The sequence below is a fragment of the Pseudomonas sp. AF32 genome, from assembly GCF_022342325.2.
Taxonomy (GTDB): Bacteria; Pseudomonadota; Gammaproteobacteria; order Pseudomonadales; family Pseudomonadaceae; genus Aquipseudomonas; species Aquipseudomonas uvaldensis.
Genome location: NZ_RQJK02000006.1, coordinates 123,698 through 150,490 on the forward strand (window position 1 = coordinate 123,698; position 26,793 = coordinate 150,490).

At 59.9% G+C, this 26,793-nt stretch carries 22 protein-coding genes; 11 read left to right on the top strand and 11 right to left on the bottom strand.

The features are described from left to right. Nucleotides 1-125 precede the first annotated feature (125 nt). The 3 genes from EGM97_RS08040 (at nt 126) to tal (ending at nt 4,956) form a co-directional block, all read left to right on the top strand. Nucleotides 126-1,862, top strand: a complete 1,737-nt coding sequence (locus EGM97_RS08040; RefSeq protein ID WP_238965160.1) for a DEAD/DEAH box helicase — start codon at nt 126-128, stop codon at nt 1,860-1,862. After that, nucleotides 1,859-3,847, top strand: coding sequence for a UvrD-helicase domain-containing protein (locus EGM97_RS08045; protein WP_238965161.1), 1,989 nt, complete (start codon nt 1,859-1,861; stop codon nt 3,845-3,847). The genes EGM97_RS08040 and EGM97_RS08045 overlap by 4 nt, the downstream gene beginning before the upstream one ends. A gap of 182 nt (nt 3,848-4,029) precedes the next feature. Continuing rightward, nucleotides 4,030-4,956 carry a transaldolase gene (tal, locus tag EGM97_RS08050; RefSeq protein ID WP_238965162.1) on the top strand — a complete coding sequence of 309 codons (927 nt, stop codon included), beginning with the start codon at nt 4,030-4,032 and terminating at the stop codon, nt 4,954-4,956. A 117-nt stretch (nt 4,957-5,073) separates the two neighbouring features. Here tal and rssC read toward each other — a convergent pair whose 3' ends face one another. The 3 genes from rssC to EGM97_RS08065 all read right to left on the bottom strand — a co-directional run bounded on the left by rssC (nt 5,074) and on the right by EGM97_RS08065 (nt 7,761). Next, nucleotides 5,074-5,562 carry an anti-sigma factor antagonist RssC gene (rssC, locus tag EGM97_RS08055; RefSeq protein WP_238965163.1) on the bottom strand — a complete coding sequence of 163 codons (489 nt, stop codon included), beginning with the start codon at nt 5,560-5,562 and terminating at the stop codon, nt 5,074-5,076. Further along, the gene (gene rssB / locus EGM97_RS08060) at nt 5,562-6,743 is read right to left on the bottom strand and encodes a two-component system response regulator RssB (protein WP_238965164.1); all 1,182 of its coding nucleotides are present in this window, start codon (nt 6,741-6,743) and stop codon (nt 5,562-5,564) included. Before rssB ends, rssC begins: the two co-directional genes overlap by 1 nt. A gap of 328 nt (nt 6,744-7,071) precedes the next feature. Next, on the bottom strand, nt 7,072-7,761 hold the full coding sequence (locus EGM97_RS08065; RefSeq protein WP_053158619.1) for an MlaA family lipoprotein: 690 nt from the start codon (nt 7,759-7,761) through the stop codon (nt 7,072-7,074). A gap of 202 nt (nt 7,762-7,963) precedes the next feature. On the opposite strand from EGM97_RS08065, the gene EGM97_RS08070 reads away from it, so the two are divergent. Both EGM97_RS08070 and EGM97_RS08075 read left to right on the top strand, forming a co-directional pair. Further along, on the top strand, nt 7,964-8,584 hold the full coding sequence (locus EGM97_RS08070; protein ID WP_238965165.1) for an HAD superfamily inactivated hydrolase PcrP: 621 nt from the start codon (nt 7,964-7,966) through the stop codon (nt 8,582-8,584). Nucleotides 8,585-8,690: 106 nt separating this feature from the next. After that, nucleotides 8,691-8,957, top strand: a complete 267-nt coding sequence (locus EGM97_RS08075; protein WP_238965238.1) for a DUF4404 family protein — start codon at nt 8,691-8,693, stop codon at nt 8,955-8,957. 135 nt (nt 8,958-9,092) lie between these two features. Here the strand turns inward: EGM97_RS08075 and queF are convergent, their stop codons facing one another. Both queF and copI read right to left on the bottom strand, forming a co-directional pair. After that, nucleotides 9,093-9,923, bottom strand: coding sequence for an NADPH-dependent 7-cyano-7-deazaguanine reductase QueF (gene queF, locus EGM97_RS08080; protein WP_238965166.1), 831 nt, complete (start codon nt 9,921-9,923; stop codon nt 9,093-9,095). Between the two features lie 61 nt (nt 9,924-9,984). Then, nucleotides 9,985-10,539, bottom strand: coding sequence for a copper-resistant cuproprotein CopI (gene copI, locus EGM97_RS08085; protein WP_238965239.1), 555 nt, complete (start codon nt 10,537-10,539; stop codon nt 9,985-9,987). Between the two features lie 155 nt (nt 10,540-10,694). Between copI and EGM97_RS08090 the strand changes: the two genes are divergently transcribed. Next, complete coding sequence (locus EGM97_RS08090) at nt 10,695-11,375, top strand: heavy metal response regulator transcription factor (protein WP_238965167.1); 681 nt, start codon at nt 10,695-10,697, stop codon at nt 11,373-11,375. After that, nucleotides 11,372-12,724: a heavy metal sensor histidine kinase gene (locus EGM97_RS08095; protein WP_238965168.1), complete on the top strand. Its 1,353-nt coding sequence runs from the start codon at nt 11,372-11,374 to the stop codon at nt 12,722-12,724. Before EGM97_RS08090 ends, EGM97_RS08095 begins: the two co-directional genes overlap by 4 nt. A gap of 59 nt (nt 12,725-12,783) precedes the next feature. On the opposite strand, the gene EGM97_RS08100 is transcribed toward EGM97_RS08095, so the two are convergent. From EGM97_RS08100 to EGM97_RS08110, 3 genes are all read right to left on the bottom strand, one after another. Continuing rightward, the gene (locus tag EGM97_RS08100; RefSeq protein WP_238965169.1) at nt 12,784-14,028 is read right to left on the bottom strand and encodes a lipoprotein-releasing ABC transporter permease subunit; all 1,245 of its coding nucleotides are present in this window, start codon (nt 14,026-14,028) and stop codon (nt 12,784-12,786) included. 61 nt (nt 14,029-14,089) lie between these two features. Continuing rightward, nucleotides 14,090-14,773: a lipoprotein-releasing ABC transporter ATP-binding protein LolD gene (gene lolD, locus EGM97_RS08105; RefSeq protein WP_172679671.1), complete on the bottom strand. Its 684-nt coding sequence runs from the start codon at nt 14,771-14,773 to the stop codon at nt 14,090-14,092. Nucleotides 14,774-14,780: 7 nt separating this feature from the next. Beyond that, entirely contained in the window at nt 14,781-16,031 is a 1,251-nt protein-coding gene (locus EGM97_RS08110; RefSeq protein WP_238965170.1) for a lipoprotein-releasing ABC transporter permease subunit, read from the bottom strand. 94 nt (nt 16,032-16,125) lie between these two features. Between EGM97_RS08110 and EGM97_RS08115 the strand changes: the two genes are divergently transcribed. Together EGM97_RS08115 and EGM97_RS08120 are read left to right on the top strand one after the other, a co-directional pair. Then, nucleotides 16,126-16,722, top strand: a complete 597-nt coding sequence (locus EGM97_RS08115; protein ID WP_053158647.1) for a PilZ domain-containing protein — start codon at nt 16,126-16,128, stop codon at nt 16,720-16,722. Further along, entirely contained in the window at nt 16,719-17,441 is a 723-nt protein-coding gene (locus EGM97_RS08120) for a glycerophosphodiester phosphodiesterase (protein ID WP_238965171.1), read from the top strand. Before EGM97_RS08115 ends, EGM97_RS08120 begins: the two co-directional genes overlap by 4 nt. A 42-nt stretch (nt 17,442-17,483) precedes the next feature. Here EGM97_RS08120 and sthA read toward each other — a convergent pair whose 3' ends face one another. Both sthA and EGM97_RS08130 read right to left on the bottom strand, forming a co-directional pair. Beyond that, nucleotides 17,484-18,878 (bottom strand): Si-specific NAD(P)(+) transhydrogenase, encoded by a 1,395-nt coding sequence (gene sthA / locus EGM97_RS08125; RefSeq protein WP_238965172.1) that lies wholly within the window; start codon nt 18,876-18,878, stop codon nt 17,484-17,486. Between the two features lie 211 nt (nt 18,879-19,089). Beyond that, on the bottom strand, nt 19,090-20,076 hold the full coding sequence (locus tag EGM97_RS08130) for an FAD:protein FMN transferase (protein ID WP_238965240.1): 987 nt from the start codon (nt 20,074-20,076) through the stop codon (nt 19,090-19,092). 230 nt (nt 20,077-20,306) lie between these two features. Between EGM97_RS08130 and tcuC the strand changes: the two genes are divergently transcribed. Beyond that, a complete protein-coding gene (gene tcuC, locus EGM97_RS08135) occupies nt 20,307-21,605 on the top strand; it encodes an MFS transporter (protein ID WP_238965173.1) in 1,299 nt (432 codons plus the stop codon). A 105-nt stretch (nt 21,606-21,710) separates the two neighbouring features. Here tcuC and EGM97_RS08140 read toward each other — a convergent pair whose 3' ends face one another. Further along, nucleotides 21,711-23,174 (bottom strand): glyceraldehyde-3-phosphate dehydrogenase, encoded by a 1,464-nt coding sequence (locus EGM97_RS08140; protein WP_053158662.1) that lies wholly within the window; start codon nt 23,172-23,174, stop codon nt 21,711-21,713. Between the two features lie 169 nt (nt 23,175-23,343). Here EGM97_RS08140 and mfd point away from each other — a divergent pair, with 169 nt between their 5' ends. Then, nucleotides 23,344-26,793 (top strand): transcription-repair coupling factor, encoded by a 3,450-nt coding sequence (gene mfd, locus EGM97_RS08145; protein WP_238965174.1) that lies wholly within the window; start codon nt 23,344-23,346, stop codon nt 26,791-26,793.

The window sequence follows — 26,793 nt, forward strand, 5'->3', positions numbered from 1 at the left end:
GAGTTGCAGTTGCATCAATCACCCGGCTCAACGCTTGCCGCAAGATATTGGATCCATTTGCTCGCGCCTGGCTTCGACAGTATGTAAAACTATTGTGCCATCACCGTTCAAGGACGAATATCACCATGCAAGGGCAGCATCCGCTTATTGAAAAGCTTTTTGAATTTGTCCATGCCGAGCGCGATGCGAACCTTCAGCAACTCTTGCAAACCTGGCAGCGCCCGTTACATGAGAAGCTTGGAAAAGGTTTGACCCAAGGCTTCACGCGTCTTGAACAAGCCGACAAATCCACCTGTCTTTGGGCTTACCTGGATAAGAGCGAATCACGCTTTCGTGAAGGGGATATGCTGCGCTTGCACCTGGGTGATCCGTCTACCGGGTTGTTATGCGCCCGGATGACCTTTGAGCGCGAAGAAGAGGGTCGATGGTTACTGAGCGAGAAACGGGCTAATACGGTATGGGATACCTACCAGGACGGACCTTGCTATGCCGATATGGACGCGCTGGACCTGACGCCTCGCTACGAGAAGGCCCTGGAAGATATCGCCGATTCAATCGATACCGACAATCTGATTATCCCGCTGCTCGGCGATGCGCCAGTCATCACCTTCAACGACTCGGATCTGGATTACGCCGAAGATTTCGCCATCAAAAACAAGTGTAACGAGCTTCAAGTCCGGGCGGTTGCCATGGCGTTTGCCACCGAGCAAATTGCTTGCATTCAAGGCCCGCCGGGCACAGGCAAGACACGGGCGCTCGCTCTGATTGCCCAACTACTGGTCGAGCGTCAGGAGCGGGTATTCGTCACCTCTCATACGCACATGGCCATCAACAATGCCCTGGCAAAGATTGCCGAGCGCAAGATACCGACAGTAAAGATTGGCGGCCGTCCTGAGGATGTAAGCAAAAACGTTGATTGGGCAAGAACACCCGCCGACTGGGAAAAGCTTCCCGTGGACGGAAGCGGCTATGTGATCGGCGCAACACCGTTCGCCACTTACAGTCAGCTCGAACATTTCAAATTCGATACCGTGATCTTTGACGAAGCCAGTCAAATCACCCTTCCCCTCGCGCTGATGGCCATGCGCAAAGGCAGACGGTTTATCTTCATTGGAGACCAGAAACAACTGCCACCGGTGCTGTTGTCCCAGTCGATCCTCTCGGGCGAATCGATGTCGATCTTCGGCCGCCTCACTTCGCAGACAGCCGACCATACGGTCATGCTGGAAGAGACCTATCGGATGAACCAGTGGCTGACCGAATGGCCGAGCCACAGTTACTACAAAGGCAAGTTACGTGCAGCAGGCCCTAATAAAGAGCGACGCTTCAACTGTGGCGATATCGCTTCTCCGATGGATCGCATATTTGATCCAGACGCAAGCGCCGTATTTATTCCCACCACAGACAGAACGGCAAAAACCCGCAATTATCGGGACGCCCAGCAGGTACTTGAACTCTGCAAAACCGCCCATGCCATGGGCGTCGAGCTGTCGGATATTGGCATCGTCACACCTTACCGGGCTCAGGGCCGGGCGATTCGAACGTTGTTGACTGGTCATTTCGGACGCGAACTCGCCCGTACCATTGTCGCCGATACCGTTGAACGCATGCAGGGGCAGGAACGCGAACTAATCATCGTGTCATTGGCCACCGGCGACGAGGCATTCCTGGGTGCTGTCGCAGAGTTTTTCTTCCAGCCTGAGCGCCTGAATGTGTCCATCACCCGGGCCATGACCAAACTGATCATTATCGGGCCCGAGCTGGCTCAGGGAATTGAATGCAGTAACAGCATCACGCAGCGGTGGGCCGATGAGTATTTGGATCTGATTAGTCGATGCCGCAAGGTGGTACTACCCCTATGACTCTTTTTATCCCTGAATGGCAGCGCAGCACTGGCGCCTATGTTCACGTAAAACGTACGTTGCGCAAACTGGACGATAACCACGTTGTACGCCAGTGCCTCGCTCGAGAAGCCTGGGCACCCGACCTCTTCCTCCAGCACGCGCAACATCAATGGCTGGCCATTGTGTTGTGTGAAATCTCCTTTGAAGCACTGGACCCCGATCAACTGTTCACTACTACCGGACAGCAGTCTTTTGCAGAGCTGGTTTCGCGCCTCGAAGCGACTGAGCCCAACGAGATGCCGACCGGGCAGCGAATCGGCAAACTGATCATCATGTGGAACTGCACGCCCGAACAGACCAAGCGCCTATGGGAACAATACTCAAGGCCTGGTCTCCCGCGGCTCATGTCCAAAAGCACCTTTCTTGAGTGTGGGCATGAACAACTGGTCAAGTTATTCGGCTCGCTGAGCCACGAAGCCAGCGATACGCTCATGGGACATTACTTTCCTGAAGCCGAAATAGCCGGGATCTGCACAACTCGCCGGCATCGCTTGCGAGATAACTCAGCGAAGACCACACGTTATTTCCTCGACAATCAACAAGAATGGGCCAGTAAGTTGGATCTGGAACTGCCTGAGGAGCAAACGCAGACCTTGAATGATTTCTCGGTGCGGCTGGTCAACGGCGTTGCGGGAAGCGGCAAGACGCTGATTGCCGCTAACCGGGCGTTGATCCTGGCGAAGAAATTTCCAGATCAGAAGATACTGATGCTGATCCACAACGTGCCGGTGGTCAAAGACCTCAAACACCGCTTGAAAAAGGCGAGCCCGGAGGGTTTGCCACGCAACCTGACCATCATGACCGCCTTGGCCTGGATACGGCAGCAATGGGTAAACCATTTCGAAGCGCAACCAGAGATGGCATTCCCTAAAACAGTTATCGGCCAAATTACCCATTATCGAACATCTTTTCCGAACTTGAGATCCGCAGATGAGCAACTGCTGGACGAGTTCGATTTCATCAATGAGTCGCTGATTTGCGACGAGCAAGGTTATCTGGATGCCGAACGCGCCGGTCAAGGGTTTGCCTTGCGCAAGGAAGAACGGGTCCAGGTGTGGGCGCTCTACACGCAGGTTACGGATGCGCTGCGCAAGCAAGGCTCTCGCCTATGGAGTTCATTGTCTCGGGATTTGTGTCTGACGAAGCTCGACAAACTCGATAAATATCAGCACATCCTCATAGACGAAGCTCAATTCTTCGCGCCGACCTGGTTCCAACTGGTCAAAAGCACCTTGCTCGACTCCGAGGGCAGCCTGTTTTTATGTGCCGATCCCAACCAGGGCTTTTTGAAAAGCCGCCTCAGTTGGAAGCGTGTAGGCCTGGATGTGGCGGGTAAAACCAAAAAGCTTCATCATTCCTACCGAACTACCCAGGCCATATTGCGGGCAGCAGGTCTTGTTCTGGCCGAATTTACCCAAACCGACCCGGACGACTATCTGCAGCCAGACTTCAATGGCATGGACGAAGGCATCGCCCCGTTGTTGATCCAATCAGACACACCCCAGGATGCAGTTATACAGGCCTGTAACGAAATAACGGACTACTTGCAAACTGAGCAGATCAATCTTTCGAACATGCTTGTTCTGTATGGCCGGGATACCAATAAGAAGCTGCTGTTCAAAGCGCTGAGCGATCGATTCGGCCCGCGTAAAGTCTGGGATCTCAACAGTATGGAGTCTGTCCATGTGGACGCAGATAATCTGCGAGTTTCCACCCTGGACACCGCTACCGGGCTTGAAGCCAGCGTGGTGTTGCTGTTGGGCCTGGAGAAGCTGATTAAAGAGACGGCCCAGGCGGGCTTGCTGTCTGCCCAGGAGCGCGAACAGAACTCACGCAAACTCTATATGGCAATGACAAGAGCGGGTCAGCGATTGATCCTGATCTCGACGACGCGGCTGCCAAAAAGCATCGCCAGCCTGTTCCAGAACACACAACAAGCATGACCGTCAGGCGATCGTGTTGAACCTGCAGACGGTTTTGGCATCGTATCTACCGGTACTTGCCCCGCCCTTTCAAACAGCCGTTTTCAGGTTGTTGCCACCGGGGCTTTCGATACTCCTTCATGCCCTTGAGTGGCTGCCGGCCCTCGGGTAATGTCAACAGACCCATAGGACAGAGCACGCTCATGACTTCCAAGCTGGAACAACTCAAGCAATTCACTACCGTCGTGGCCGATACCGGCGATTTCGAAGCTATTGCACGTATCAAGCCCGTGGACGCCACCACCAACCCTTCCCTTCTGCTCAAGGCTTCGGCGATGCACGGTTATGCCGAGCTATTGAACGCCTGTGTGGCGGACTGCAAGGGTGATGTCGGCCTGGCCAGCGATCGTTTTGGCGTGGCGGTTGGCAAAGAGATCCTGAAAGTGATTCCTGGACGTATTTCCACTGAGGTGGATGCACGCCTGTCGTTCGATACCGATGCCATGTTGAAACGCGCCCATCGGTTGGTCGATCTGTATGAAAAGGCCGGCGTTGGCCGTGATCGCGTGCTGATCAAGATCGCCTCCACCTGGGAAGGCATCCGCGCGGCCGAACAGCTGGAGCGGGAAGGCATCCAGTGCAACCTGACCCTGCTGTTTTCCTTCGCCCAGGCCGCTGCCTGCGCCGATGCCGGGGTGTTCCTGATTTCGCCGTTCGTGGGTCGCATCTACGACTGGTACAAGAAGGCCAATGGCAACGACTACACCGGCGCCGATGACCCTGGCGTGCAGTCGGTAACCCGCATCTACAACTACTACAAAGCCAATGACTACAAGACCGTGGTCATGGGCGCCAGCTTCCGCAACCTCAACCAGATCGAGCAGCTGGCCGGTTGCGATCGCTTGACCGTCAGCCCGGAATTGCTGGAGAAGCTGGCCGCCGACGAGGGCAAGCTGGAGCGCAAACTGGCGCCAGGACAAACCGGCGAAGCGCGCTTGAGCCTCAACGAAGCGCAGTTCCGTTGGCTGTCCAACGAAGACGCCATGGCGACCGAGAAACTGGCTGAAGGCATCCGCCAGTTTGCCCGGGACCAGGAGAAGCTGGAGGCGTTGCTGCAAGCCAAGCTTTGAGCTGATCCGGCGGTATGCAAAAGGGGCGAATCCTGAGGGATTCGCCCCTTTTGCTTTTTGTTGGAGCGGGCCTGCCCGCGAAAAGGCCAGCACTCCAACATTGACGATTGAGGATCGTCAGCCTCCAGGTCGCTCCAGCGCATTCACCAGATCATGGAAAGCTTCACGATTGGACTCGTTCAGCCCCATCAGGATCTTGTGGGCTTCGAGCACCTTGATCCGCACCTCTTCCTCGGATTGGTCCTGATCTGGCAGATCGTCCAGGCACTCGGGGCATGGTATTGGGTCGCCGACGATGTTGAACACCTGATCGAAGCCCATCGACTGCAGCAGGCGGGTAATGTCGCTGTGGGTGGTGACGACGGTCGGCAGCAGGCCGACCTTTTGCCGCGACAGGATCGACAATTTCGCCAGCAGGCCGAGGGTGGTGCTGTCGATACTGCGGGTTTCGGTCAGGTCGATCACGATGGCATTGAAGTTCAATGCAGTGAAGATCCGCTCAATAGTCGCATCCAGCGCCGAACACAGGGTCAGGCGCACTTCACCGACGAACTTCAGGACAAATGTGCCGTCCTGCTCGGCGAACTGGATTCTACCGGTACTCATCAAAGGTTCCTGCTCAACACTAACAGGGCGATATCATCCGGCATCTCCCCTAGCGTAGCTAATCCAAACACTTGCCGCAGACCTTCCAGGCTGCCGCCCGCAGCACTTACCCGCTCGGGCAAGGCTGCTTCTTTCTCTTTGAGTGTAGGCTCAGACAAAAGGTCCAGAATGCCATCAGACATCAGCGTCAAGCTGAATACAGGTGGCAACTCCAGTACGTGATCCTCGTAGGTCGCCTCGTTGAACAGGCCTACCGGCAAACCACGCCCTTCCAGATAACGAACACTGTCGGGGGTGTACAACACAGGCAACGGCAGATGGCCGCCGATGCTATAAGTCAACAAACCCGTTTCCTCGTCGATGACTCCACCGACCATGGTGACATGTTTACCCAGCTTACAGCTGATCAGGCCCCGGTTGATATGCCCCAGGACCTCCGACGGCTTGAACTCCGGCAGCGTGCCATTGCGCTTGGACTCGAACAGCAGGCGCGTGGTCATGAACTTCAACAGCACCGTCACGAACGCCGACGAGGCGCCATGGCCGGAGACATCCGCCAGGTAGAACGCCACTCGTCGCTCATCGACGCGGAAATAATCCACGAAATCGCCCGACAGGTATAACGACGGGATGATTTGATGGGCGAAACGGAAGTCGTCCACGGCCCAGGGACTGACCGGCAACATGTTCATCTGCACCTGCCGCCCGGCGTTCTGGTCCTCCTGCAGCAGGTTCAGGCTGGCTTCCAGCTCACGGTTGGCGGTTTCCAGTTTCTCGCGGTAGCGCTGGTTTTCCACCAACAGGCGCGAACGGTCCAGGGCCCGGCGCACGGAATGTTCGAGCACAGCCAGGTCTTCGAGGGGCTTGATCAGGTAATCCGCCGCGCCCAGGCGCAAGGCCTCGACCGCGTCGTTCATCACGCCCGCACCCGAGACCACGATGACCGGTGTCTGCGAGGAAATCTCGGTAACCTGACGAATGAGTTCGAGTCCGCCCATCTGCGGCATGCGTAGATCGCAGATGACCAGGTCGGGCTTGTCTTGCTCGAACACCTGGAGACCCTGTTGGCCGTTACTGGCCTGCAGGACGCTGAAACCACTGTCTTCCAAGTAGGCAGCGAGGCTGGCTCGCACCACTTCGTCATCATCGATTATCAGCAGCGTGGCACTGGTTTTTGGCATGTGGGCAAACGGCGCCAGAATTGGGTTGGCGTAGCAGGCTGGGCTGTCGGGCCGGGCACACACTACTGGATTCGCTTTCTAGCCTCTCCGTCGTACAGGTTTCAGGCCTTCGCCCTACACACCATTACATCAGAGGTGCCCTTCTAAGGCGCAGACGGTACTCCCATCCGCGGGGCGTTTCAAGCTCATGCAGATCGCCGCTCGCCCTCTTTATTTGTCAAAGTACAGAGAGTTATAAGAACCGAGCGAAGCGTAACTCAATGGAAGGACAAATCCCCGAAAACACGGAGGGCGACCCGTCAAGCCGCCCCTCCAACAGCATCGAAGATCAGAAATCGTCTTCGACCTGGCCGTCCTTGACCTTGAATTCGCGGTTTTGCAGGAAAGCGTTGCGGATGAACACGTATTTGTCGCCGCTCACCAGTTTTTCGGCCGACAACAGGCTCGCGCGGGTGTCGACAATGTTCAGGCCGAAAATCGAATTACGCACCGATACGTTATCGATATAGGGATACGGGGTGGTGTAGCTGTCCACGAACCTGGCCGGCGCATCACGCAAGGTGCTGGGGCCCAGCAGCGGCAGCATCACGTATGGACCGCTGCCAACGCCCCAGTAGCCCAGGGTCTGGCCGAAGTCTTCGTCATTGCGCTGCAGGCCCATCTTGGTGCCCACGTCGAAGAAGCCCAACAGGCCGAAGGTGGTGTTGAAGATCAATCGGGCAGTGTCGACTCCGGCGGCGGCCGGCTTGCCTTGCAGCACATCGTTGGCCAGGTTGCCCACGTCACCGATGTTGCGGAACATGTTATGGATGCCATCTTCCAGGAATTGCGGCGTCACGTATTGATACCCCTGCGCCAGCGGCTTGAGCGCATAGGTGTCGACGGTGTCGTTGAAGGTGAAGATCGGACGGTTGATGCTTTCCCAAGGGTCGTCTTCCGTAGCGGCCTGGGAGGCGAACGGTACCAGCAGGACACTCGCGGAAAGACACAGCTGAGCTAGGCGATGGCTCCAGCGCATAGGGGAAAACTCCTTGGATGATTCAGGCTAGGGCGCCAAGCCCAGGCGGTGAGGCCGCTAGTATAAAGCGGAACGTGCCGATAGGCAGCATAGGAAAAAGAACTTGCCCGTAGGACATTCCCTTCATCAAACCCGTTCATTTCACTGTCACCGGACTGTCATGGAGGCCCGGTAGGCTTCCGGTTATTTCAAGGACGTTCCCATGCCTCGCGCCGAAGCTCTGCCCCTCCCCGTCCTCGACCTCACCGCCGTATTGTTTGGCCTGAGCGGGTGTCTGGTGGATTTCGGGGCACGCGCTCGTCAGGCAGGAGCAACGCCGGCCGAGCACGCGCAACCGACACCCGGTGCGCTCGAAAGCCTGCATCGCTTGCAGCTCCAGGGGATCCCCTGCGCCTGGCTCGATGAACTGCCCCCCACCGTCAGTCATGGCCTGGCGGCTTCGTTGCCGGCATGGATCAAGCCTCCGCAACTTCCTGCAACAAATAATCCGTGGCCAGCCCCTCACGCCTGCTGGCAAGCATTGATGGCACTGAATGTCCAGCAATTGGACGGATGCGTACTGGTCAGCGGTGAACCCAGATTATTGCAGTCGGGGCTCAACGCCGGCTTGTGGACCATCGGACTCGCCTCCTGCGGCTCGCTGTGCGGCCTGGCGCCCGGCGAATGGCAGGCCCTGAGCGAGCAACAACGGGAAGCCAGGCGAGCCAAGGCAACGGTTCAGATGTTCAGCCTGGGTGTGCATTCGGTGATCGACCATCTGGGAGAACTCGACACCTGCCTGGCCGATATCTGCCAGCGTCGACTCAAAGGCGAGAAGCCCTGACCCGGATCATGCAGCAGGCGTGAGGGTGGATTACTCTTAAGGCAAGCCACGGACTTTTGACGCACCGTCGCGGTCCATGGCTGTGCCGATCAATAAGGAGTACGCCATGCCTGGCCGCGAAGACTTGCAAGAAAAGCTCAACAAACTGCGCGTTCAATTGGATCAGGACCCGCCGCTTTCTGAACCGGACCGCGAGCACCTGCAACAGCTGATGAGCCAGATCGAGGCCGAAATTGCGCTGGAAAACACCCTTCAGGACACCAGCCTGGTCGACGGCGTGAATCTGGCCGTGGAACGATTCGAAATCAGTCACCCTGCCGTTGCCGGGACGCTGCGCAATATCATGTTGACGCTGGGCAATATGGGAATCTGATCAGTTTCGCCAGCGGGACACGAACCTGCGGTGACCTCTTGTGGGAGCGAGCCTGCTCGCGATTGCGGCCTCACATTCAACATCGAGGCAAGCTGACGCGGCGCTTTCGCGAGCAGGCTCGCTCCCACAGAATGCTTATTGACGAACCAGGCGATGGTTCGGCAACTGCACCGTTTCTGTGCTGCGATATGGATTGATGTCCAGCCCACCCCGGCGTACATACCGCGCATACACCGTCAATTTCTCCGGCTTGAGCAAGCGCTGCAGGTCGAGAAAGATCCGCTCAACGCATTGCTCATGGAAATCCGAATGTTGGCGGAAGCTGACGATGTAGGCCAACAAGCTGGCGTGATCCAGGGCCGCGCCGCGATATTCCACCGCCACACTGCCCCAATCCGGCTGACGGGTGACTGGGCAGTTGGATTTGAGCAAGTGGCTGTGCAGGCTTTCCTCGACGATGCGCGACGCGTCGCAACGCAGCAATTCCGGACGTGGATGCGCGTAAGAATCGACGCTGATGTCCAGGTCATCGATGCACGTGCCGGGCAGTGCCACGACACCTTCGCTTTCCACGTCCTTGAGGCTGCGAATTCGCACCCCCACCGGCTTGCCGGCCGCCGCCGACAGGTCCTGGCGCAAGGTCGCTTCCAGGCTCGCGTTATCGGCGAACGGAGTCTGGTTCAAGGAATTGAGGTACAGCTTGAAGGACTTGGACTCGATGATGTTGGGAGAGTCCGCCGGGATCGCGAACTCACCGATCGCCACCACCGGCTTGCCGGAGGGCAATAACCACGACAGTTCGAAACAGTTCCAGAAATCCACGCCCTTGTACGGCAGGGTTTCGGCGGTCAGGCCCAGCTCTGCCCATTTCGCGGTGCGTGGAATCGGGAACAACAGTGACGGCGTGTACGTGGCGATGTATTCGCTGGACTTGCCCAGCGGCGAGTGTTCGGCTGCGGGATGCATGACGGAAACCTGACTGAAGAATCAGCGGATTCTATCAGCCTTTACCGCAGCCTTTGAGTGCTTACTGTCTGACAGTCAGGTCCCCTTTCATTCCAGCCTGGTAATGGCCGGGGATATTGCAGGCAAACTCCAGGCGGGTGGCCTGGCTGAACGTCCATGTCAGCTCAGCCGTCTTGCCCGGCTCCACCAACACGCTGTTGGGGTCATCGTGGCGCATACCGGCCTGATCGTGTCCCATCGAGCCGTGACTCATTGAGCCGGGATTCATTGAGCTGTGATCCATGGCCGGCGCCATCGCAGTGGGCGTCAATTGCCCGCTTTGTTGCATCTTCAGCATTTCTTGCTGGTGCTCGGCGTGCATCGCCGCATCGCCCAGATTGAATTCATGCAACAACTGTCCTTTATTGATCAGGACGAACCGCACGGTTTCGCCAGCCTTGATGTCGAGTTCGCGGGGGTTGAAGGTCATGTCCCCCATGACCACCTCGATGCTGCGGCTCGCCTCGGCAGCCGATGCCGGCCGGCCAAACTCAAAATGTCGGCCCGGCGACGCCCACGACGACGCACTGAAGGCCAGCGCACAAGCAGCCAGGATCAAACGTTTCCCCATCAACATGTCCATACTCCAATCGGATAAGGTTCAGCCTGTGGGAAACTCTATCCTTACAGCGCTGCCAGTCGGCTGACAGCTCGATTACAACTTTGTCAGCTTGCGTCGCGACGGTACCTGCTGCGGTATAAAGCTGCGTCCAACAATGCCCGGGGCTGTGCATGAAACTGCTGATCGTCGAAGACCAAACGAAAACCGGTCAATACCTGCGCCAGGGCCTGAGCGAAGCCGGGTTCAATGCTGACCTGGTGGCCGATGGCATCACGGGCCAGCAACTGGCCCTGAGCGGCGATTACGCCCTGTTGATTCTCGATGTGATGCTGCCCGGCCGCGACGGCTGGCAGATTTTGCAGGCGGTCCGCGGCGCCGGGCTGGATACCCCCGTGCTGTTTCTCACGGCACGGGACGCGGTTCAGGACCGGGTGCATGGCCTGGAACTGGGCGCCGACGACTACCTGGTCAAGCCCTTCGCTTTTTCCGAATTGCTGGCGCGCGTGCGAAGCCTGTTGCGCCGGGGCAGTTCGACGCCTCTGGAAACCAGCCTGCAACTGGCGGATCTGCGTCTGGACCTGATTCGTCGCCGCGTCGAACGCAGTGGCCGGCGCATCGACCTTACCGCCAAGGAGTTCGCCTTGCTGGAAATGCTCCTGCGTCGACAGGGCGAAGTGCTGCCCAAGTCGCTGATCGCTTCCCAGGTCTGGGACATGAACTTCGACAGTGATACCAACGTCATCGAGGTCGCGATCCGGCGACTGAGGATCAAGATTGACGACGATTTTCCCAGCAAGCTCATTCACACCGTGCGCGGCATGGGCTATGTCCTTGAAGAGCGCAGCCTGTGAAAACCCGGTGGTCACTGAGCAGTCGCCTGGCGCTGTTGTTTGCCGCGTGTACCGCCGTGGTCTCGTTGTTTGCCGGAGTGCTGTTCAGCCGCGGCAGCGAGGCGCACTTCATCGAGCTGGATCAACAGCTGCTGGAAAGCAGGCTGATCGGTCTGCGCCGAGCCGTACAAGGCCTCGACGCCGATCAGCTGCGCAGGCGCCTGGAGGATGAACTGAGTCGCCAGTCCGATCTGGCGTTGCGTATCAAGGACAGCAACGGCGTACGCTGGTATGACAGTTCGATCCGGATTCCGGCGCAACTACCGGAAAGCCCCGGCCTGTCGACCCTCAGCGACGCAGACAGCGATTATCGGGTACTCACTGCACCGCTCGATCCCGGTCGTCCAGGCTCGCCGCAACTGACGCTGCTGCTGGACATCACGCATCATCAGCACTTCCTGCAGCGCATGCAGCGCATGATCTGGCTGACTGTCGGACTTTCCGCCCTGGCCACCGCCCTGCTCGGAGCCTGGGCCGCACGACGCGCCCTGCGACCTTTACGCCGCATGGGGGCAATCGCCGGTAATGTCTCGGCCCGCTCCCTCAACGCCCGCCTGCCCCAGGAACAAATGCCTGCCGAACTGGCCGAACTGGCCCACAGCATCAACGCCATGCTTGCACGCCTCGACGACGCCTTTCAGCGGCTCTCGGCATTCTCCGCCGACATCGCCCATGAACTGCGCACGCCGCTGTCGAACCTGCTGACCCATACCCAGGTCACCCTCACCCGCGAACGCTCCCTGGAGGATTACCGCGAGGCGCTGCACAGCAACCTTGAAGAATTGCAATGGATGGCGCAAATGGTCAACGACATGCTATTCCTGGCCAAGGCCGACCACGGCCTGCTGGCGCCCCACCGCGAGCGATTGGCCCTGGCAGAGGAAATCGATGTGCTGCTGGAATTCTTCGCGCCCTTGGCCGAGGACGTCGATGTCCGGTTGAACCGAGCAGGCGATGGCCGTGTCGAGGGAGACCGCAGCATGCTGCGCCGGGCCTTTTCCAACCTCCTGGATAATGCCTTGCGCTTCACCCCCGCCGATGGCGAAGTGCGGATACGGATCATCGACAGCCCGCATGTCCTGAAGATCCATGTGGAGAACAGCGGCGACGGCATCCCAGCGGACTTGCTGCCGCGCCTGTTCGATCGTTTCTACCGCGCCGACCCGGCCCGCCGGGAAGGCAGCAGTGAACACGCTGGACTGGGCCTGGCCATTACCCGCTCGATCATTCGTGCCCATGGCGGGGACATCCATTGTGAATCGGTCGATGGCTGGACGCGGTTCATGATTGAATTGCCAAAGGCTGACTGAGCCCCTACGAAGCTGTGGCGAGGGGATTCATTCCTTCGCCACAGAGGGCTTCGTCGGCGTCAGGAATATCGCAACGCCTGCGCCGGCTCGGTCTTCGCCGCACGCCAGGCCGGGTAAATCGTGGCCAGGAAACTCAAGATGAAACCTGCCGCACAGATCAACACCACGTCGCCACGCTGAAGCTCCGACGGCAGGTTGCTGACGAAGTAAACGTCGGAACTGAAGATGTGCTGACCACTGACGCGCTCCAGCCAACCCACCAGCTCACTGACATTCAACGCCGCGATCACCCCCAGTACGCCGCCGATCACCGTGCCGACGATACCGATCACCGTGCCCTGGACCATGAAGATCGCCATGATCTGTCGTGGCGTGGCACCGATGGTTCGCAGGATCGCGATGTCCGCGCCCTTTTCGTTCACCACCATGATCAGGGTCGCGATGATGTTGAACGCCGCTACCGCGACGATCATCAGCAACAGCAGTCCGATCATGGTCTTTTCCATTTTCATTGCGCTGAACAGGCTGCCCTGGGTGTGGGTCCAGTCGTCGGCCTTGAACCCGGCGCCCAGACTCGCGGCGATGTCACCGGAAACCTTCGGCGCCGCGTACAGATCCTTCACCGCCAGGCGCACGCTCTGCACCTGGTCCGGCTGCCAGTGCTGCATCTGCGCGGCGTCGGCCAGGTGAATCAGCGCCATGGAGCCATCCAGCTCGGCGCCGACCTTGAACACCCCCACCACGTTCAGTCGCTGCATGCGCGGGGTGATCCCGCCCGGGGCGGTGCTGACTTCCGGCACGATCAGGGTCAGTTTGTCGCCGACGTTCAGGCGGAAGCGTCGGGCGGTGATCTCACCGATCACCACGCCATACTCACCCGGCTTCAGAGCATCGAGACGCCCCTGGACGATATGCTGGGCCACGATGGACACCTTGCCTTCCTGCGCAGGGTCGATACCACTGATCTGGATCGGCTGCATCGAACCTTTATGACTCAACATGCCCTCCATCTCGGTGAACGGCACCGCGGCCGTTACCTCGGGATTTTTCAACGCCGCGGCGGCCACCGGCTGCCAATCGTCAATGGGATTGACGCCGACGATGGTGGCGTGGGGCACCATGCCCAGAATGCGCGAGCTCATTTCACGCTGAAAGCCGTTCATCACCGAGAGCACCACGATCATCGCCAGCACACCCAGGGCGAGGCCGATCATCGACGTCATGGAGATGAACGAAACGAAGCGATTGCGGCGCTTGGCACGGGTATAGCGCGTGCCGATAAAGATCGATAACGGTCTGAACATTCGGGGCACCGTAAAAGAATGAATGACCCGGTGCATGCATCCAGCGCCGGGTTCCGGTCGGTCAGATAGGCGTCAGGCAACCTTCCTGCAGATGCAGGACACGATCCATCTGCCGGGCCAGGTTCATGTCGTGGGTGACCACCAGGAAGGCGGTGCGCAACGAGGTACTGAGCTCCAGCATCAGATCCTGAATGCCTTGGGCGGTGTGGGAGTCGAGGTTGCCGGTCGGCTCGTCGAGCATCACCAGCCCTGGCTTGTTGACCAGGGCCCGGGCAATCGCCACCCGCTGGCGCTCGCCGCCGGACAGTTCGGCCGGCTTGTGTTCCAGGCGATGTCCGAGGCCGACCCGCTCCAGCAACGCGGTGGCGCGCTGACGGGCCTCGGGGATCGCGGTGCGACCGATCAACAGCGGCATGCAGACGTTTTCCAGCGCGGTGAATTCAGGCAGCAAGTGGTGGAACTGGTAGACGAAGCCCAGGGAGCGGTTTCGCAGCAAGCCACGGCCCTTCTCGTTCAACGCGGAAAGCTCCTCGCCCGCCAGCCAGACGCTGCCGGCGGTCGGCGTGTCGAGCCCCCCCAGCAAGTTGAGCAAGGTACTCTTGCCCGACCCGGAAGTACCGACAATCGCCACGCGCTCGCCGGGATGCAGCTCCAGTTGCAGGCCCGACAACACCACCACCGACTCCGGCCCTTCCTCGTAGGATTTGCTCAGGTTGCGGCAGCTCAAGATTGCTTTTTCACTCATGCCCGACTCACTCATAACGTAACGCCTCCGCCGGCTGGGTGCGCGCGGCACGCCAGGCTGGATACAGGGTGGCGAGGAAACTCAGGACCAACGCGGCGCCGCACACCATCAACACATCATCGGCCTGCAATTGCGAAGGCAGGTAGTCAATGAAATAGACGTCGGCGTTGAGAAATTTGTGCCCGATCAGACTTTCGAGGGCAGCAATCGCGGCGCTGACATTCAATGCCGCGAACATGCCAACCAGGGCACCGACGAGCGTACCGATCACGCCGATGATCGTGCCCTGGACCATGAAGATCCGCATGATCTGCCCCGGCGTGGCGCCCAATGTGCGCAGGATGGCGATGTCGCCCTTCTTGTCGTTCACCACCATCACCAGGGTGGAAATGATGTTGAACGCCGCAACGGCAACGATCAGCAGCAACAGCAGCCCGATCATGGCCTTTTCCATGCGGATCGCCTGGTACAGGTTGCCGTGGGTACGGGTCCAGTCACGGGCGTAGTAGCGGTCTTCGCCGAGTTGCTGGGCGATGGTCCACGCGACACGCGGCGCCTGGAACAGGTCGTCGAACTTCAATCGCAGGCCCTGGACCTGATCCGGCTTCCAGCGATGCAGACGCGCCAGGTCCTGAAGGTTGGTAACGCCCAGGTAGCCGTCCAGTTCACCGGCGCCGACATGGAAAATGCCGACCACGGTAAAGCGCTTCATGCGCGGGAACATGCCGCCCGGGGTCACGGTGACTTCCGGTGCGACAAAGGTCAGCTTGTCGCCAATGGCTACGCCGAGCTTGGCCGCGGCCTTGTCGCCGATGACGATACCGAAGCCGCCGGGCGCCAGGTCATCGAGCTTCCCCTGTTTCATGAAGTTGTCGATGATCGACACATTCCGTTCGAGCCCGGGGTCGATGCCGTTGAGCAAGACCTTGGACACCTTACCGTCGTTGGTCAGCAGCCCCTGCATCTGGGTGAACGGCGCCACGGCCAACACCTGCGGGTTCCGCTTGACCTTGTCGGCCAGGGTCGGCCAGTCGCTGATGGCTTCGCCGGATTCGAGCGTCGCGTGGGGCACCATGCCGAGCACGCGGGTGCGCATCTCATGGTCGAAGCCGTTCATCACCGACAGCACGACGATCATCACGACCACGCCAAGGGCCAGCCCGATGATGGACGTCAGGGAAATGAACGATACGAAATGATTGCGACGTTTTGCACGGGTATAACGCGTGCCGATAAATACGAAGAGAGGTCTGAACATGTCGGGGCTTGTTCGGAGGGAAAAGAAACGTCCTTGTGGCGGGGGTCACAAACCAGCTTTACACTCAGACCACCGCCGCTACCATGGGTTCGCCATGTCGACATTAGATGAAGAAGATCGCCGCGAATACTACCGTATCGAGGACACGATCGCACTGGAAATTCGGCCCCTGTCCATTCCAGAAGCCGCCGGCCTGGATGTGTTGCAGGATGCGTCTCCATTATTCAACCTGCTCAGCGAACTGCACCTGAGCGAATTCGAGTCGCAACATCTGCTACGCCAGATCAGCGAGCGTGAACGCAGCATCGCGGCTTACCTCAAGGTGATGAACAAGCGCATCGATCTTCTCAGCCAGGTCATTGCCCTGACAGTACTGGGGGAAATCGGCGAACCGCAGCCGGTGATCATTTCCGAAGGCGGCATCGACTTCCAGCACCCCACCCCCATTGCCATCGGCGCGCACCTGTCGATCAAAATGGTGCTGATGCCCCAGGCCCTGGGCCTGTTGCTGCGGGCGCGGGTCACCCATTGCGATCCCAAGGGTGGTGGGTACGACGTCGGCACCGAATTCGAGCGCCCCACCGATGCCCAACGCCAGTTGCTGGCCCGCTACATCCTGCAGAAACAGGCACAAGAACGTCGCCTGGCGCGGGAACTGAACGAATCAGGTACCAATAAGGAACAACCGTGACCCTCATTTATGGCCACCGCGGCGCCAAGGGCGAAGCGCCGGAAAATACCCTGACCGGTTTTCAGGAATGTCTCAAGCACGGCGTGCGCCGTTGCGAACTGGACCTGCATCTGTCCATGGATGGCGAGTTGATGGTCATTCATGACCCGACCCTCAAGCGCACCACGGATCGCCGAGGCAAGGTGGTCGAACATACCGCCGCCGAGCTGGTGACCTACGATGCGCGCAAAGGCGGCCCTGGCTGGATCACACCCTGCACGATCCCGCGCCTGGAAGAGCTGTTCGAGAAATGTGATTTCGAGCATTGGCAACTGGAGGTCAAAAGCGCATCACGCACCCGTGCGGCAGCCACGGTGCTGGGTATTCGTGAAATGGCGCAGCAGTTCGGGCTACTGGACAAGATCACCATCACCTCCAGCTCCCGCGAGGTGCTCAAGGCCGCCCTGGAGCTGACACCGGACATTTCCCGTGGCCTGGTGGCGGAATACGCCTGGCTCGACCCACTGAAAGTCGCGCAGAGCTATGGCTGTGAGATTCTGGCGCTGAACTGGACGCTATGTACGCCGGAACGCCTGATCAAGGCGCAGCGTCAAGGCCTGCATGTCTCGGTGTGGACCGTCAACGAGCCCGCGCTCATGCGCAGGCTCGCCGACTTTGGCGCTGACAGCCTGATTACAGACTTTCCCGGTTTGGCCACTGCCACGCTCGAGAATTGCTGAAATCGGTCTCCCCGGCCGGCTCAGGCCACCGGCCGGAGCCGCTCAAAAAAGCCGGTTGAGCCCGTCGTAGGCCGCTACCCGATAGGCTTCGGCCATGGTCGGGTAGTTGAACGTGGTGTTGACGAAGTACTTCAGCGTGTTCATCTCGCCCGGCTGGTTCATGATGGCCTGGCCAATGTGGACGATCTCCGAAGCCTGGTAGCCGAAGCAGTGCACACCCAGCACTTCCAGCGTCTCGCGGTGGAACAGAATCTTCAGCATGCCTTGGGGCTCACCGGCAATCTGCGCCCGCGCCATGCTCTTGAAGAACGCCTTGCCCACTTCATACGGCACCTTGGCCTGGGTCAGTTCCTGCTCGTTCTTGCCGATCGAGCTGATCTCGGGAATGGTGTAGATCCCGGTCGGCACGTCGTTCACAAAGCGCCAGCTGCCGTTGTCGACGATGCTGCCGGCAGCGGAGCGACCCTGGTCGTGAGCGGCGCTAGCCAGGCTCGGCCAGCCGATCACGTCACCGGCGCCGTAAATGTTCGGCACGCAGGTGCGATAGTTCTCGTCTACTTCGATCTGGCCGCGGCTGTTGACCTTCACGCCGATGTTTTCCAGGCCCAGGGCGTCGGTATTGCCGGTACGACCGTTGCACCAGAGCAAGGCGTCGGCCTTGATCTTCTTGCCGGACTTGAGGTGCAGGATCACGCCGTTGTCCACGCCCTCGACGCGGTCGTACTCTTCGTTGTGGCGCACGGTGATGTTGTTGTTGCTGAAGTGATAGCTCAGGGCCTGGGAGATCTCCGAATCCAGGAAGCTGAGCAACTGGCCGCGGTTGTCCACCAGTTCCACCAGCACACCCAGGCCGCTGAAGATCGAGGCATATTCGCATCCGATCACGCCGGCACCGTAGACAATCAGTTTACGCGGGGTATGGCCCAGGCTCAGGATGGTGTCGCTGTCGTAGATACGCGCATGGTTGAAGTCGATATCGGCCGGGCGATACGGGCGCGAGCCGGTGGCGATGATGATGTGCTTGGCCACCAGTTTTTCCACGACGCCGTTGCCGCATACTACTTCAACGGTCTGCTCGTCAGCGAAGCTGCCGGTGCCGAAGAACACGTCCACGCGGTTGCGGGCGTAGTAGCCCGTACGCGAAGCCACCTGCTTGGAGATGACTTTCTCGGCGCTCTTGAGCACGTCCGGGAAAGAGAACCAGCGCGGTTCGCCAATGGCCCGGAACATCGGGTTGGTGTTGAACTGCATGATCTGCCGGACCGAGTGACGCAAGGCCTTGGACGGGATGGTACCCAGGTGGGTGCAGTTGCCGCCGACCTGGCGACGGCTGTCGACCATTGCCACCTTGCGTCCTGCCTTGGCGGCGTTCATTGCCGCGCCTTCTCCCGCCGGGCCGGAACCCAGTACCACCACGTCGTAGTTGTAGACAGCCATGCGTACTCCTCAGAACAGGCCGCGGTACCCGGTATGGTACCGACGGCTAAATCACGTCGGGTTGCGACATGAAGGAACAATTTTGAGCCGGTTCACGGATCCGGCCGCAGTCTATAGAAGCTTCAACGCCGCGCACATTACCCCTTGGTCGCGTCGTAGGCTAGTTTTGCCTGCGCTATTTCGCCACACCTACCCTTTCGCCAAGCTGTCATCATTGGGGTTTTCCGCTGCTGATCCGTTCAAACGCATCATTGGTGCGCGTGACAAAACGCTCGCCGTCACGCATCACGAAAAATACCCCGATGCCATGCTTCTGGGCATAGTCCCAACCCCGTTCGGGACCGAGAACAAGCAACAGCGTCGATAGTCCATCGGCCATCAACGCCGAAGGATGAATCACCGTGACTGACGCCAGCTTATGCAGGACCGGAGCACCGGTACGCGCATCGAAGGTGTGGGAGTACCGCACTCCGTCCCGCTCGAAGTATCGGCGGTAGTCGCCGGAAGTTGAAACCCCGTAGCCATCCACCGCTATCACACGCTCTGCCACTTGTCGGTCATCACGGGGTTCTTCCAGGGCCACTCGCCAGGCTGAGCCGTCAGGCTTGCGTCCGACGGCCTTCAGCTCGCCAGTGGCCTCAGCCAGGTAACTGTCGATGCCCAACGCCTGGAGCCTGGCGGCGATCCGGTCGACGGCGTAGCCGGCGGCGATGCTGTTGAAGTCGACTTCCACTGCCGCGTCCTTGCACAGCCGGTCGCCGTCAATGCGCAAATGAGCGTGGCCGACGCGCTGCCGTGCCGACGCCAGCGCTGCTGCGCTCGGCACGTTCTCCTCCCGGGACTGCGGACCGAAGCCCCACAGATTCAGCAAGGGCTTCACCGTCAGATCGAAGGCGCCATCGCTCTGCAAGGACAATTGCTCGCCCACCCGGACCAGTTCAAGGACCGGGCCAGGCATAACCTGGCATGCACCTGCCGGCAGCGCATTGAAACGCTCGATGTCCGAATCGCTTCGATAGGTCGAGAACTGCCTGTCCACTTCGGCAAGAATGTTTTCCACCTCGGCTTGTACCGCTTTCGGACGCGGCGTGGCGGAATGCCTGACGTACTGAATGGAATAACGGCTGCCCATGGTCGGGCCATCGAAACGTTCGAGGGTGTCGCCATTGCCGCAGCCGGACAACACGCCGACCAGCATCACAAGCAGCCCCCATCGTCCAGTTAACAAATCTTCATCCCCCCTCAAAACAACGCCGGCCATTATGGGTGTCAGAGCGACCCTGCGTGAACCTGTGGGAGCGAGCCTGCTCGCGATAGCGGCAGATCAATCAGCGTCGATGGTGGCTGAGATACCGCCATCGCGAGCAGGCTCGCTCCCACATCAGGGTGCAGCGCTTCCACATAAGATTTACAGAGTGAGTACCCTAGATGTCCTCCAACACGAGCAATGGCAAGGCGATCTTTCGCGTTGTCAGCGGCAACTTCCTGGAGATGTTCGATTTCATGGTCTACGGCTTTTATGCGACGGCCATCGCCAAGACGTTCTTTCCCACCGACAGCGCCTTCGCCTCGCTGATGCTGTCCCTGGCCACCTTTGGTGCCGGGTTCCTGATGCGCCCCCTGGGGGCGATCTTTCTGGGCGCTTACATTGACCGCCACGGCCGTCGCAAGGGCCTGATCATCACGTTGGCAATGATGGCCGCCGGCGCCCTGCTGATCGCCTGCGTGCCGGGCTATGCCACCCTGGGGGTGATGTCGCCACTGCTGGTGCTGCTGGGTCGCTTGCTGCAAGGCTTCTCCGCCGGTGTCGAGCTGGGCGGCGTCTCGGTGTACCTGGCGGAAATTTCCACGCCGGGCCGTAAGGGCTTCTTCGTCAGTTGGCAGTCCGCCAGCCAGCAGGCTGCCGTGGTATTCGCCGGGCTGCTGGGGGTTGGCCTCAATCATTGGCTGAGCCCACAGGAAATGGGCGAATGGGGCTGGCGCGTGCCTTTCCTGGTCGGCTGCATGATCGTGCCGGCCATCTTCATGATCCGTCGCTCCCTGGAGGAGACGCCTGAGTTCCAAGCAAGAAAACACCGCCCTACTCTGTCTGAGATCATTCGCTCCATCGGTCAGAACTTCGGCATTGTCTTGGCCGGCATGGCGTTGGTAGTGATGACTACCGTTTCGTTCTACCTGATCACGGCTTATACGCCGACCTTCGGCAAGGCCGAGCTGAACCTGTCGGACCTGGATGCGTTGTTGGTGACGGTGTGCATTGGCCTGTCGAATTTTTTCTGGCTGCCGGTGATGGGCGCGTTTTCCGACAGGATCGGGCGCAAACCCCTGCTGCTGGGTGCGACTGTCCTCGCAATCCTGACGGCGTATCCAGCGCTGTCGTGGCTGGTGACGAACCCCAGCTTCAGTCATCTACTGATTGTGGAGTTGTGGTTGTCGTTCCTGTATGGATCGTACAACGGCGCCATGGTCGTGGCCTTGACGGAAATCATGCCGGTCGAAGTGCGTACCACCGGCTTTTCCCTGGCCTACAGCCTGGCGACGGCGACCTTCGGTGGGTTTACTCCGGCGGCCTGCACTTATCTGATCCATGTGCTGGATAACAAGGCCGCGCCGGGGATCTGGCTCAGCGGAGCAGCGGTGCTGGGGTTGATTGCGACCCTGGTGCTGTTCAAGGGTAACCGGCATGCATTGCGCACTGCACAGGCTTCGGTGGCCGGCGGCGCCTGACAGATCGCGATCGCGAACAGGCTCGCCCCCCCCACACTGGACCGCATAAAATCCAGACATGAAAACGCCCCGACAAGTCGGGGCGTTTTCATGAGCAGCTAAGGCTTAGCGTGGAAACGCTGGCGGGTTCACACCGGCCATGTCTTCCATGACGCGAACCACCTGGCAGCTGTAACCGAACTCGTTGTCGTACCACACGTACAGGACAACGCGGTTGTCGTTGCAGATGGTGGCTTCAGCGTCGACTACACCGGCATGGCGCGAGCCGACGAAGTCGGTGGACACCACTTCCTGCGAGTTAACGAAGTCGATCTGCTTGTGCAGTTCTGAGTGCAGCGCCACGTAGCGCAGGTACTCGTTCATCTCTTCGCGGCTGGTGGCTTTCTCCAGGTTCAGGTTGAGAATAGCCATCGACACGTTCGGCGTCGGTACACGGATCGCGTTACCGGTCAGCTTGCCGGCCAGTTCAGGCAGGGCCTTGGCAGCGGCGGTAGCGGCACCGGTCTCGGTGATGACCATGTTCAACGCGGCGCTGCGGCCACGACGGTCACCCTTGTGGAAGTTGTCGATCAGGTTCTGGTCGTTGGTGTACGAGTGAACCGTTTCAACGTGACCGTTGACGATGCCGAACTTGTCATTCACAGCCTTGAGCACCGGCACGATGGCGTTGGTGGTGCAGGAGGCAGCGGAAACGATCTTGTCGTCAGCGGTGATTTCGCCGTGGTTGATGCCGTGAACGATGTTCTTCAGCTTGCCCTTGCCGGGCGCGGTCAGCACGACGCGGTCAATACCCGGGCACGCCAGGTGCTGGCCCAGACCGTCCGCATCACGCCATACGCCGGTGTTGTCCACCAGCAGAGCGTCCTTGATACCGTACTGGGTGTAGTCCACCTCGGTCGGGTTCTTCGCGTAGATCACCTGGATCAGGTTACCGTTGGCGCAGATGGTGTTGTTTTCTTCATCGATGATGATGGTGCCGTTGAACGAACCGTGGACCGAATCGCGGCGCAGCAGGCTGGCACGCTTGGTCAGGTCGTTTTCGGCGCCCTTGCGCACGACGATGGCCCGCAGGCGCAGGCCGTCGCCGCCACCGGTCTTCTCGATCAGGATGCGTGCCAGCAGGCGACCGATCCGACCGAAACCGTACAGCACCACGTCGGTACCTTTACGGGCCGATGCGTTCTGTTGACCGACGACATCGGCCAGCTCTTCGCGAACGAATTGCTCGGCGGTGCGACCATTGCCCTGGGCCTTGAACTTGACGGCCAGCTTGCCCAGGTCCACCGAAGCGGCGCCGAGCTTGAGCTCGCTCATGGCTTTGAGCAGCGGGAAAGTTTCGTGCACGGACAATTCGCTGTCGTCGGACTGACGGTGGCGAGCAAAGCGGTGAGCCTTGAGAATCGCGATGACAGACTGGTTGATCAGGCTGCGGCCATAGATCGAGCTCACCACGTTGTTATTGCGGTAGAGCTGACCGATGAGAGGGATCATCGCTTCGGCGAGTGCTTCACGATCGATCCATTCACCAAGACACTGGTCGGGCTTCTGAGTCACGGGAACCTTCCACATGTAGGGGCTGAAAAAAGGGGCTACATTATGCCGCCGACTCCACTGCTGAGCAATGCGCGCCTGTCGCGCCGTGGTTTTCCCCTCCGCCAGGGTAGTCTGCGACTGACAGCCGCCCCTTTACCCCGCTACAATTGTCGACTTTGTCGCAACGCTTGGAGCTCAACCTTCCGTGCCCGTTCTGCGTCTCCCGCATCTCCCTGCCACCGCAGGTAAACAGCACTGGGGCAATCTGCCCGGTGCCGCCCTGAGCCTGGCCATCGCCGAGGCTGCCAGCGCTGCCAAGCGCTTCACCCTGCTGCTGACCGCCGACAGCCAGAGCGCCGAGCGGCTGGAACAGGCGCTGAGTTTCTTCGCCCCGGATTTGCCGGTGCTGCATTTTCCGGACTGGGAAACCCTGCCCTACGACCTGTTCTCCCCGCACCAGGACATTGTTTCGCAGCGGATCGCCAGCCTGTATCGACTGCCGGAGCTCAGTCATGGCGTTTTGGTAGTGCCGATCACCACTGCCCTACATCGCCTGGCACCCACACAGTTCCTGCTCGGCAGCAGCCTGGTGCTGGACATCGGCCAGAAGCTCGACGTCGAGCAGATGCGCAGTCGTCTGGAAGCCAGTGGTTATCGTTGCGTCGATACAGTGTACGAGCACGGCGAGTTTGCGGTACGCGGGGCGTTGATAGACCTGTTCCCGATGGGCAGCAAGCTGCCTTACCGCATCGACCTGTTCGATGACGAAATCGAGACCCTGCGCACGTTCGACCCGGAAAACCAGCGCTCCATCGACAAGGTACAATCCGTCCGCCTGCTGCCGGCCAAGGAGTTCCCGCTGCAGAAAGAAGCGGTGACCCGATTCAAGGCACGCTTTCGCGAGCGTTTCGACGTGGATTTCCGCCGTTGCCCGATCTTCCAGGACCTGAGCAGCGGGATTACCCCGGCCGGTATCGAGTATTACCTGCCGCTGTTCTTCGAAGAAACCTCCACCCTGTTCGATTACTTGCCCCAGGACACCCAGGTCTTCTCCTTGCCGGGCATCGAACAGGCCGCGGAGAACTTCTGGAACGACGTACGCAACCGCTACGAAGAGCGACGTGTCGACCCTTCTCGCCCCCTGCTGCCACCGGCTGAACTGTTCCTGCCAGTGGAAGACTGTTTTGCCCGCCTCAAGAGCTGGCCACGGGTGGTGGCGAGCCAGCAGGACGTGGAAAGCGGCGTCGGCCGCGAACGCTTCCCCGCCAAGCCCCTGCCGGACCTGGCGATCGAAGCCAAGGCCCCGCAACCGCTGTGGGCCCTGGCGGGCTTTCTCGACGAATTCCCCGGACGCGTGCTGTTCACCGCCGAGTCCGCCGGGCGTCGCGAAGTGCTGCTGGAACTGCTTGAACGCCTGAAGCTGCGACCGAAGACCGTGGACAGCTGGCCGGACTTCGTCGCCGGCAAGGATCGCCTGGCGATCACCATCGCCCCGCTGGACGAAGGCCTGGTGCTCGACGATCCGGCGCTGGCACTGGTCGCCGAAAGCCCGTTGTTCGGGCAACGCGTGATGCAACGCCGTCGCCGCGAAAAACGCGCCGACGCCAGCAATGAAGCCGTCATCAAGAACCTCACCGAACTGCGCGAAGGTGCCCCGGTGGTGCACATCGACCATGGTGTGGGCCGCTACCTGGGCCTGGCGACGCTGGAAGTGGACAACCAGACGGCCGAATTTCTGGCCCTGGAGTATGCCGAAGGCGCCAAACTCTACGTGCCGGTGGCGAACCTGCACCTCATCGCCCGCTACACCGGCAGTGACGACGCACTGGCGCCGCTGCACCGCCTGGGCTCGGAAACCTGGCAGAAAGCCAAGCGCAAGGCGGCCGAACAAGTGCGTGACGTCGCCGCCGAGCTGCTGGACATCTATGCCCGCCGGGCCGCACGCGAAGGTTTTGCCTTCACCGATCCGAAGGCCGATTACGAAACTTTCAGCGCCGGTTTCCCGTTCGAAGAAACAGTCGACCAGCAGACCACCATCGAAGCCGTGCGGGCCGACATGCTCGCGCCCAAGCCAATGGACCGACTGGTATGCGGCGACGTGGGTTTCGGCAAGACCGAAGTGGCAATGCGCGCCGCGTTCATTGCCGTGCACAGCGGCAAGCAGGTGGCGATCCTGGTGCCAACCACCCTGCTCGCCCAGCAACACTACAACAGCTTCCGCGACCGCTTCGCCGACTGGCCGGTAACCGTGGAAGTGATGAGCCGCTTCAAGTCCGCCAAGGAAGTGAACGCTGCGGTGCAGGACCTGGCCGAAGGCAAGATCGACATCGTCATCGGTACGCATAAATTGCTGCAGGACGATGTAAAGATCAAAAACCTCGGACTGGTGATCATCGATGAAGAGCACCGCTTCGGTGTACGCCAGAAAGAACAGCTCAAGGCCCTGCGCAGCGAGGTCGACATCCTCACCCTGACCGCCACGCCGATCCCTCGCACCTTGAACATGGCCGTGTCGGGCATGCGCGACCTGTCGATCATCGCCACGCCGCCAGCCCGTCGCCTGTCGGTGCGCACCTTCGTCATGGAGCAGAACAAAAGCACGGTCAAGGAAGCCTTGCTGCGGGAGCTGCTGCGTGGCGGCCAGGTCTACTACCTGCACAACGACGTGAAGACCATCGAGAAATGCGCTGCCGACCTCGCCGAACTGGTGCCGGAAGCACGGATCGGCATCGGCCACGGGCAGATGCGCGAGCGTGAACTCGAACAGGTGATGAGCGACTTCTACCACAAGCGCTTCAACGTGCTGATCGCCTCGACCATCATCGAGACCGGCATCGACGTGCCCAGCGCCAACACCATCATCATCGAGCGCGCCGACAAGTTCGGTCTGGCCCAGTTGCACCAGTTGCGCGGTCGGGTCGGACGCAGCCACCACCAGGCCTATGCCTACCTGCTGACGCCACCTCGGCAGCAGATCACCCCGGATGCGGAAAAACGCCTGGAAGCTATCGCCAATACCCAGGACCTGGGTGCGGGCTTCGTGCTGGCCACCAACGACCTGGAAATTCGCGGCGCCGGCGAACTGCTGGGCGATGGTCAGAGCGGCCAGATCCAGGCCGTCGGCTTTACCTTGTACATGGAAATGCTCGAGCGCGCCGTCAAGTCAATCCGCAAGGGCGAACAGCCGAACCTCGACCAGCCCCTGGGCGGCGGGCCGGAAATCAACCTGCGGGTGCCGGCATTGATTCCGGAAGATTACCTGCCGGATGTCCACGCGCGACTGATCCTCTACAAACGCATCGCTTCGGCCACCGATGAAGAAGGCCTCAAGGACTTGCAGGTGGAGATGATCGACCGTTTCGGCCTGCTGCCGGAGCCGACCAAGAACCTGGTGCGCACCACGCTGCTCAAGCTCAAGGCCGAACAACTGGGCATCAAGAAAGTCGACGGCGGGCCCAACGGCGGTCGTATCGAATTCGAAGCCCAGACACCGGTCGATCCGCTGGTACTGATCAAGCTGATCCAGGGCCAGCCCAAGCGCTACAAATTCGAAGGCGCCACGATGTTCAAATTCATGGTGCCGATGGAACGCCCGGAAGAGCGTTTCAATACCGTAGAAGCGCTGTTCGAGCGCCTCACTCCGACCACTGCTTGA

Bases quoted from the DNA above. Each gene is read 5' to 3' on its own strand.
- EGM97_RS08130 (WP_238965240.1), bottom strand. From the start codon at position 20,076: ATGCTGGTCGGCGTGTTGTCCGGCTGCGGCAATGGCGACACCCTCGAA.
- EGM97_RS08110 (WP_238965170.1), bottom strand. From the start codon at position 16,031: ATGTTCAGACCTCTCTTCGTATTTATCGGCACGCGTTATACCCGTGCA.
- copI (WP_238965239.1), bottom strand. From the start codon at position 10,539: ATGTTGATGGGGAAACGTTTGATCCTGGCTGCTTGTGCGCTGGCCTTC.
- EGM97_RS08070 (WP_238965165.1), top strand. From the start codon at position 7,964: ATGCCTCGCGCCGAAGCTCTGCCCCTCCCCGTCCTCGACCTCACCGCC.
- EGM97_RS08140 (WP_053158662.1), bottom strand. From the start codon at position 23,174: ATGTGGAAGGTTCCCGTGACTCAGAAGCCCGACCAGTGTCTTGGTGAA.
- EGM97_RS08065 (WP_053158619.1), bottom strand. From the start codon at position 7,761: ATGCGCTGGAGCCATCGCCTAGCTCAGCTGTGTCTTTCCGCGAGTGTC.
- sthA (WP_238965172.1), bottom strand. From the start codon at position 18,878: ATGGCTGTCTACAACTACGACGTGGTGGTACTGGGTTCCGGCCCGGCG.
- lolD (WP_172679671.1), bottom strand. From the start codon at position 14,773: ATGAGTGAAAAAGCAATCTTGAGCTGCCGCAACCTGAGCAAATCCTAC.
- queF (WP_238965166.1), bottom strand. From the start codon at position 9,923: ATGCATCCCGCAGCCGAACACTCGCCGCTGGGCAAGTCCAGCGAATAC.
- EGM97_RS08075 (WP_238965238.1), top strand. From the start codon at position 8,691: ATGCCTGGCCGCGAAGACTTGCAAGAAAAGCTCAACAAACTGCGCGTT.
- EGM97_RS08045 (WP_238965161.1), top strand. From the start codon at position 1,859: ATGACTCTTTTTATCCCTGAATGGCAGCGCAGCACTGGCGCCTATGTT.
- EGM97_RS08090 (WP_238965167.1), top strand. From the start codon at position 10,695: ATGAAACTGCTGATCGTCGAAGACCAAACGAAAACCGGTCAATACCTG.
- tal (WP_238965162.1), top strand. From the start codon at position 4,030: ATGACTTCCAAGCTGGAACAACTCAAGCAATTCACTACCGTCGTGGCC.
- rssB (WP_238965164.1), bottom strand. From the start codon at position 6,743: ATGCCAAAAACCAGTGCCACGCTGCTGATAATCGATGATGACGAAGTG.
- EGM97_RS08040 (WP_238965160.1), top strand. From the start codon at position 126: ATGCAAGGGCAGCATCCGCTTATTGAAAAGCTTTTTGAATTTGTCCAT.
- EGM97_RS08115 (WP_053158647.1), top strand. From the start codon at position 16,126: ATGTCGACATTAGATGAAGAAGATCGCCGCGAATACTACCGTATCGAG.
- tcuC (WP_238965173.1), top strand. From the start codon at position 20,307: ATGTCCTCCAACACGAGCAATGGCAAGGCGATCTTTCGCGTTGTCAGC.
- EGM97_RS08100 (WP_238965169.1), bottom strand. From the start codon at position 14,028: ATGTTCAGACCGTTATCGATCTTTATCGGCACGCGCTATACCCGTGCC.
- rssC (WP_238965163.1), bottom strand. From the start codon at position 5,562: ATGAGTACCGGTAGAATCCAGTTCGCCGAGCAGGACGGCACATTTGTC.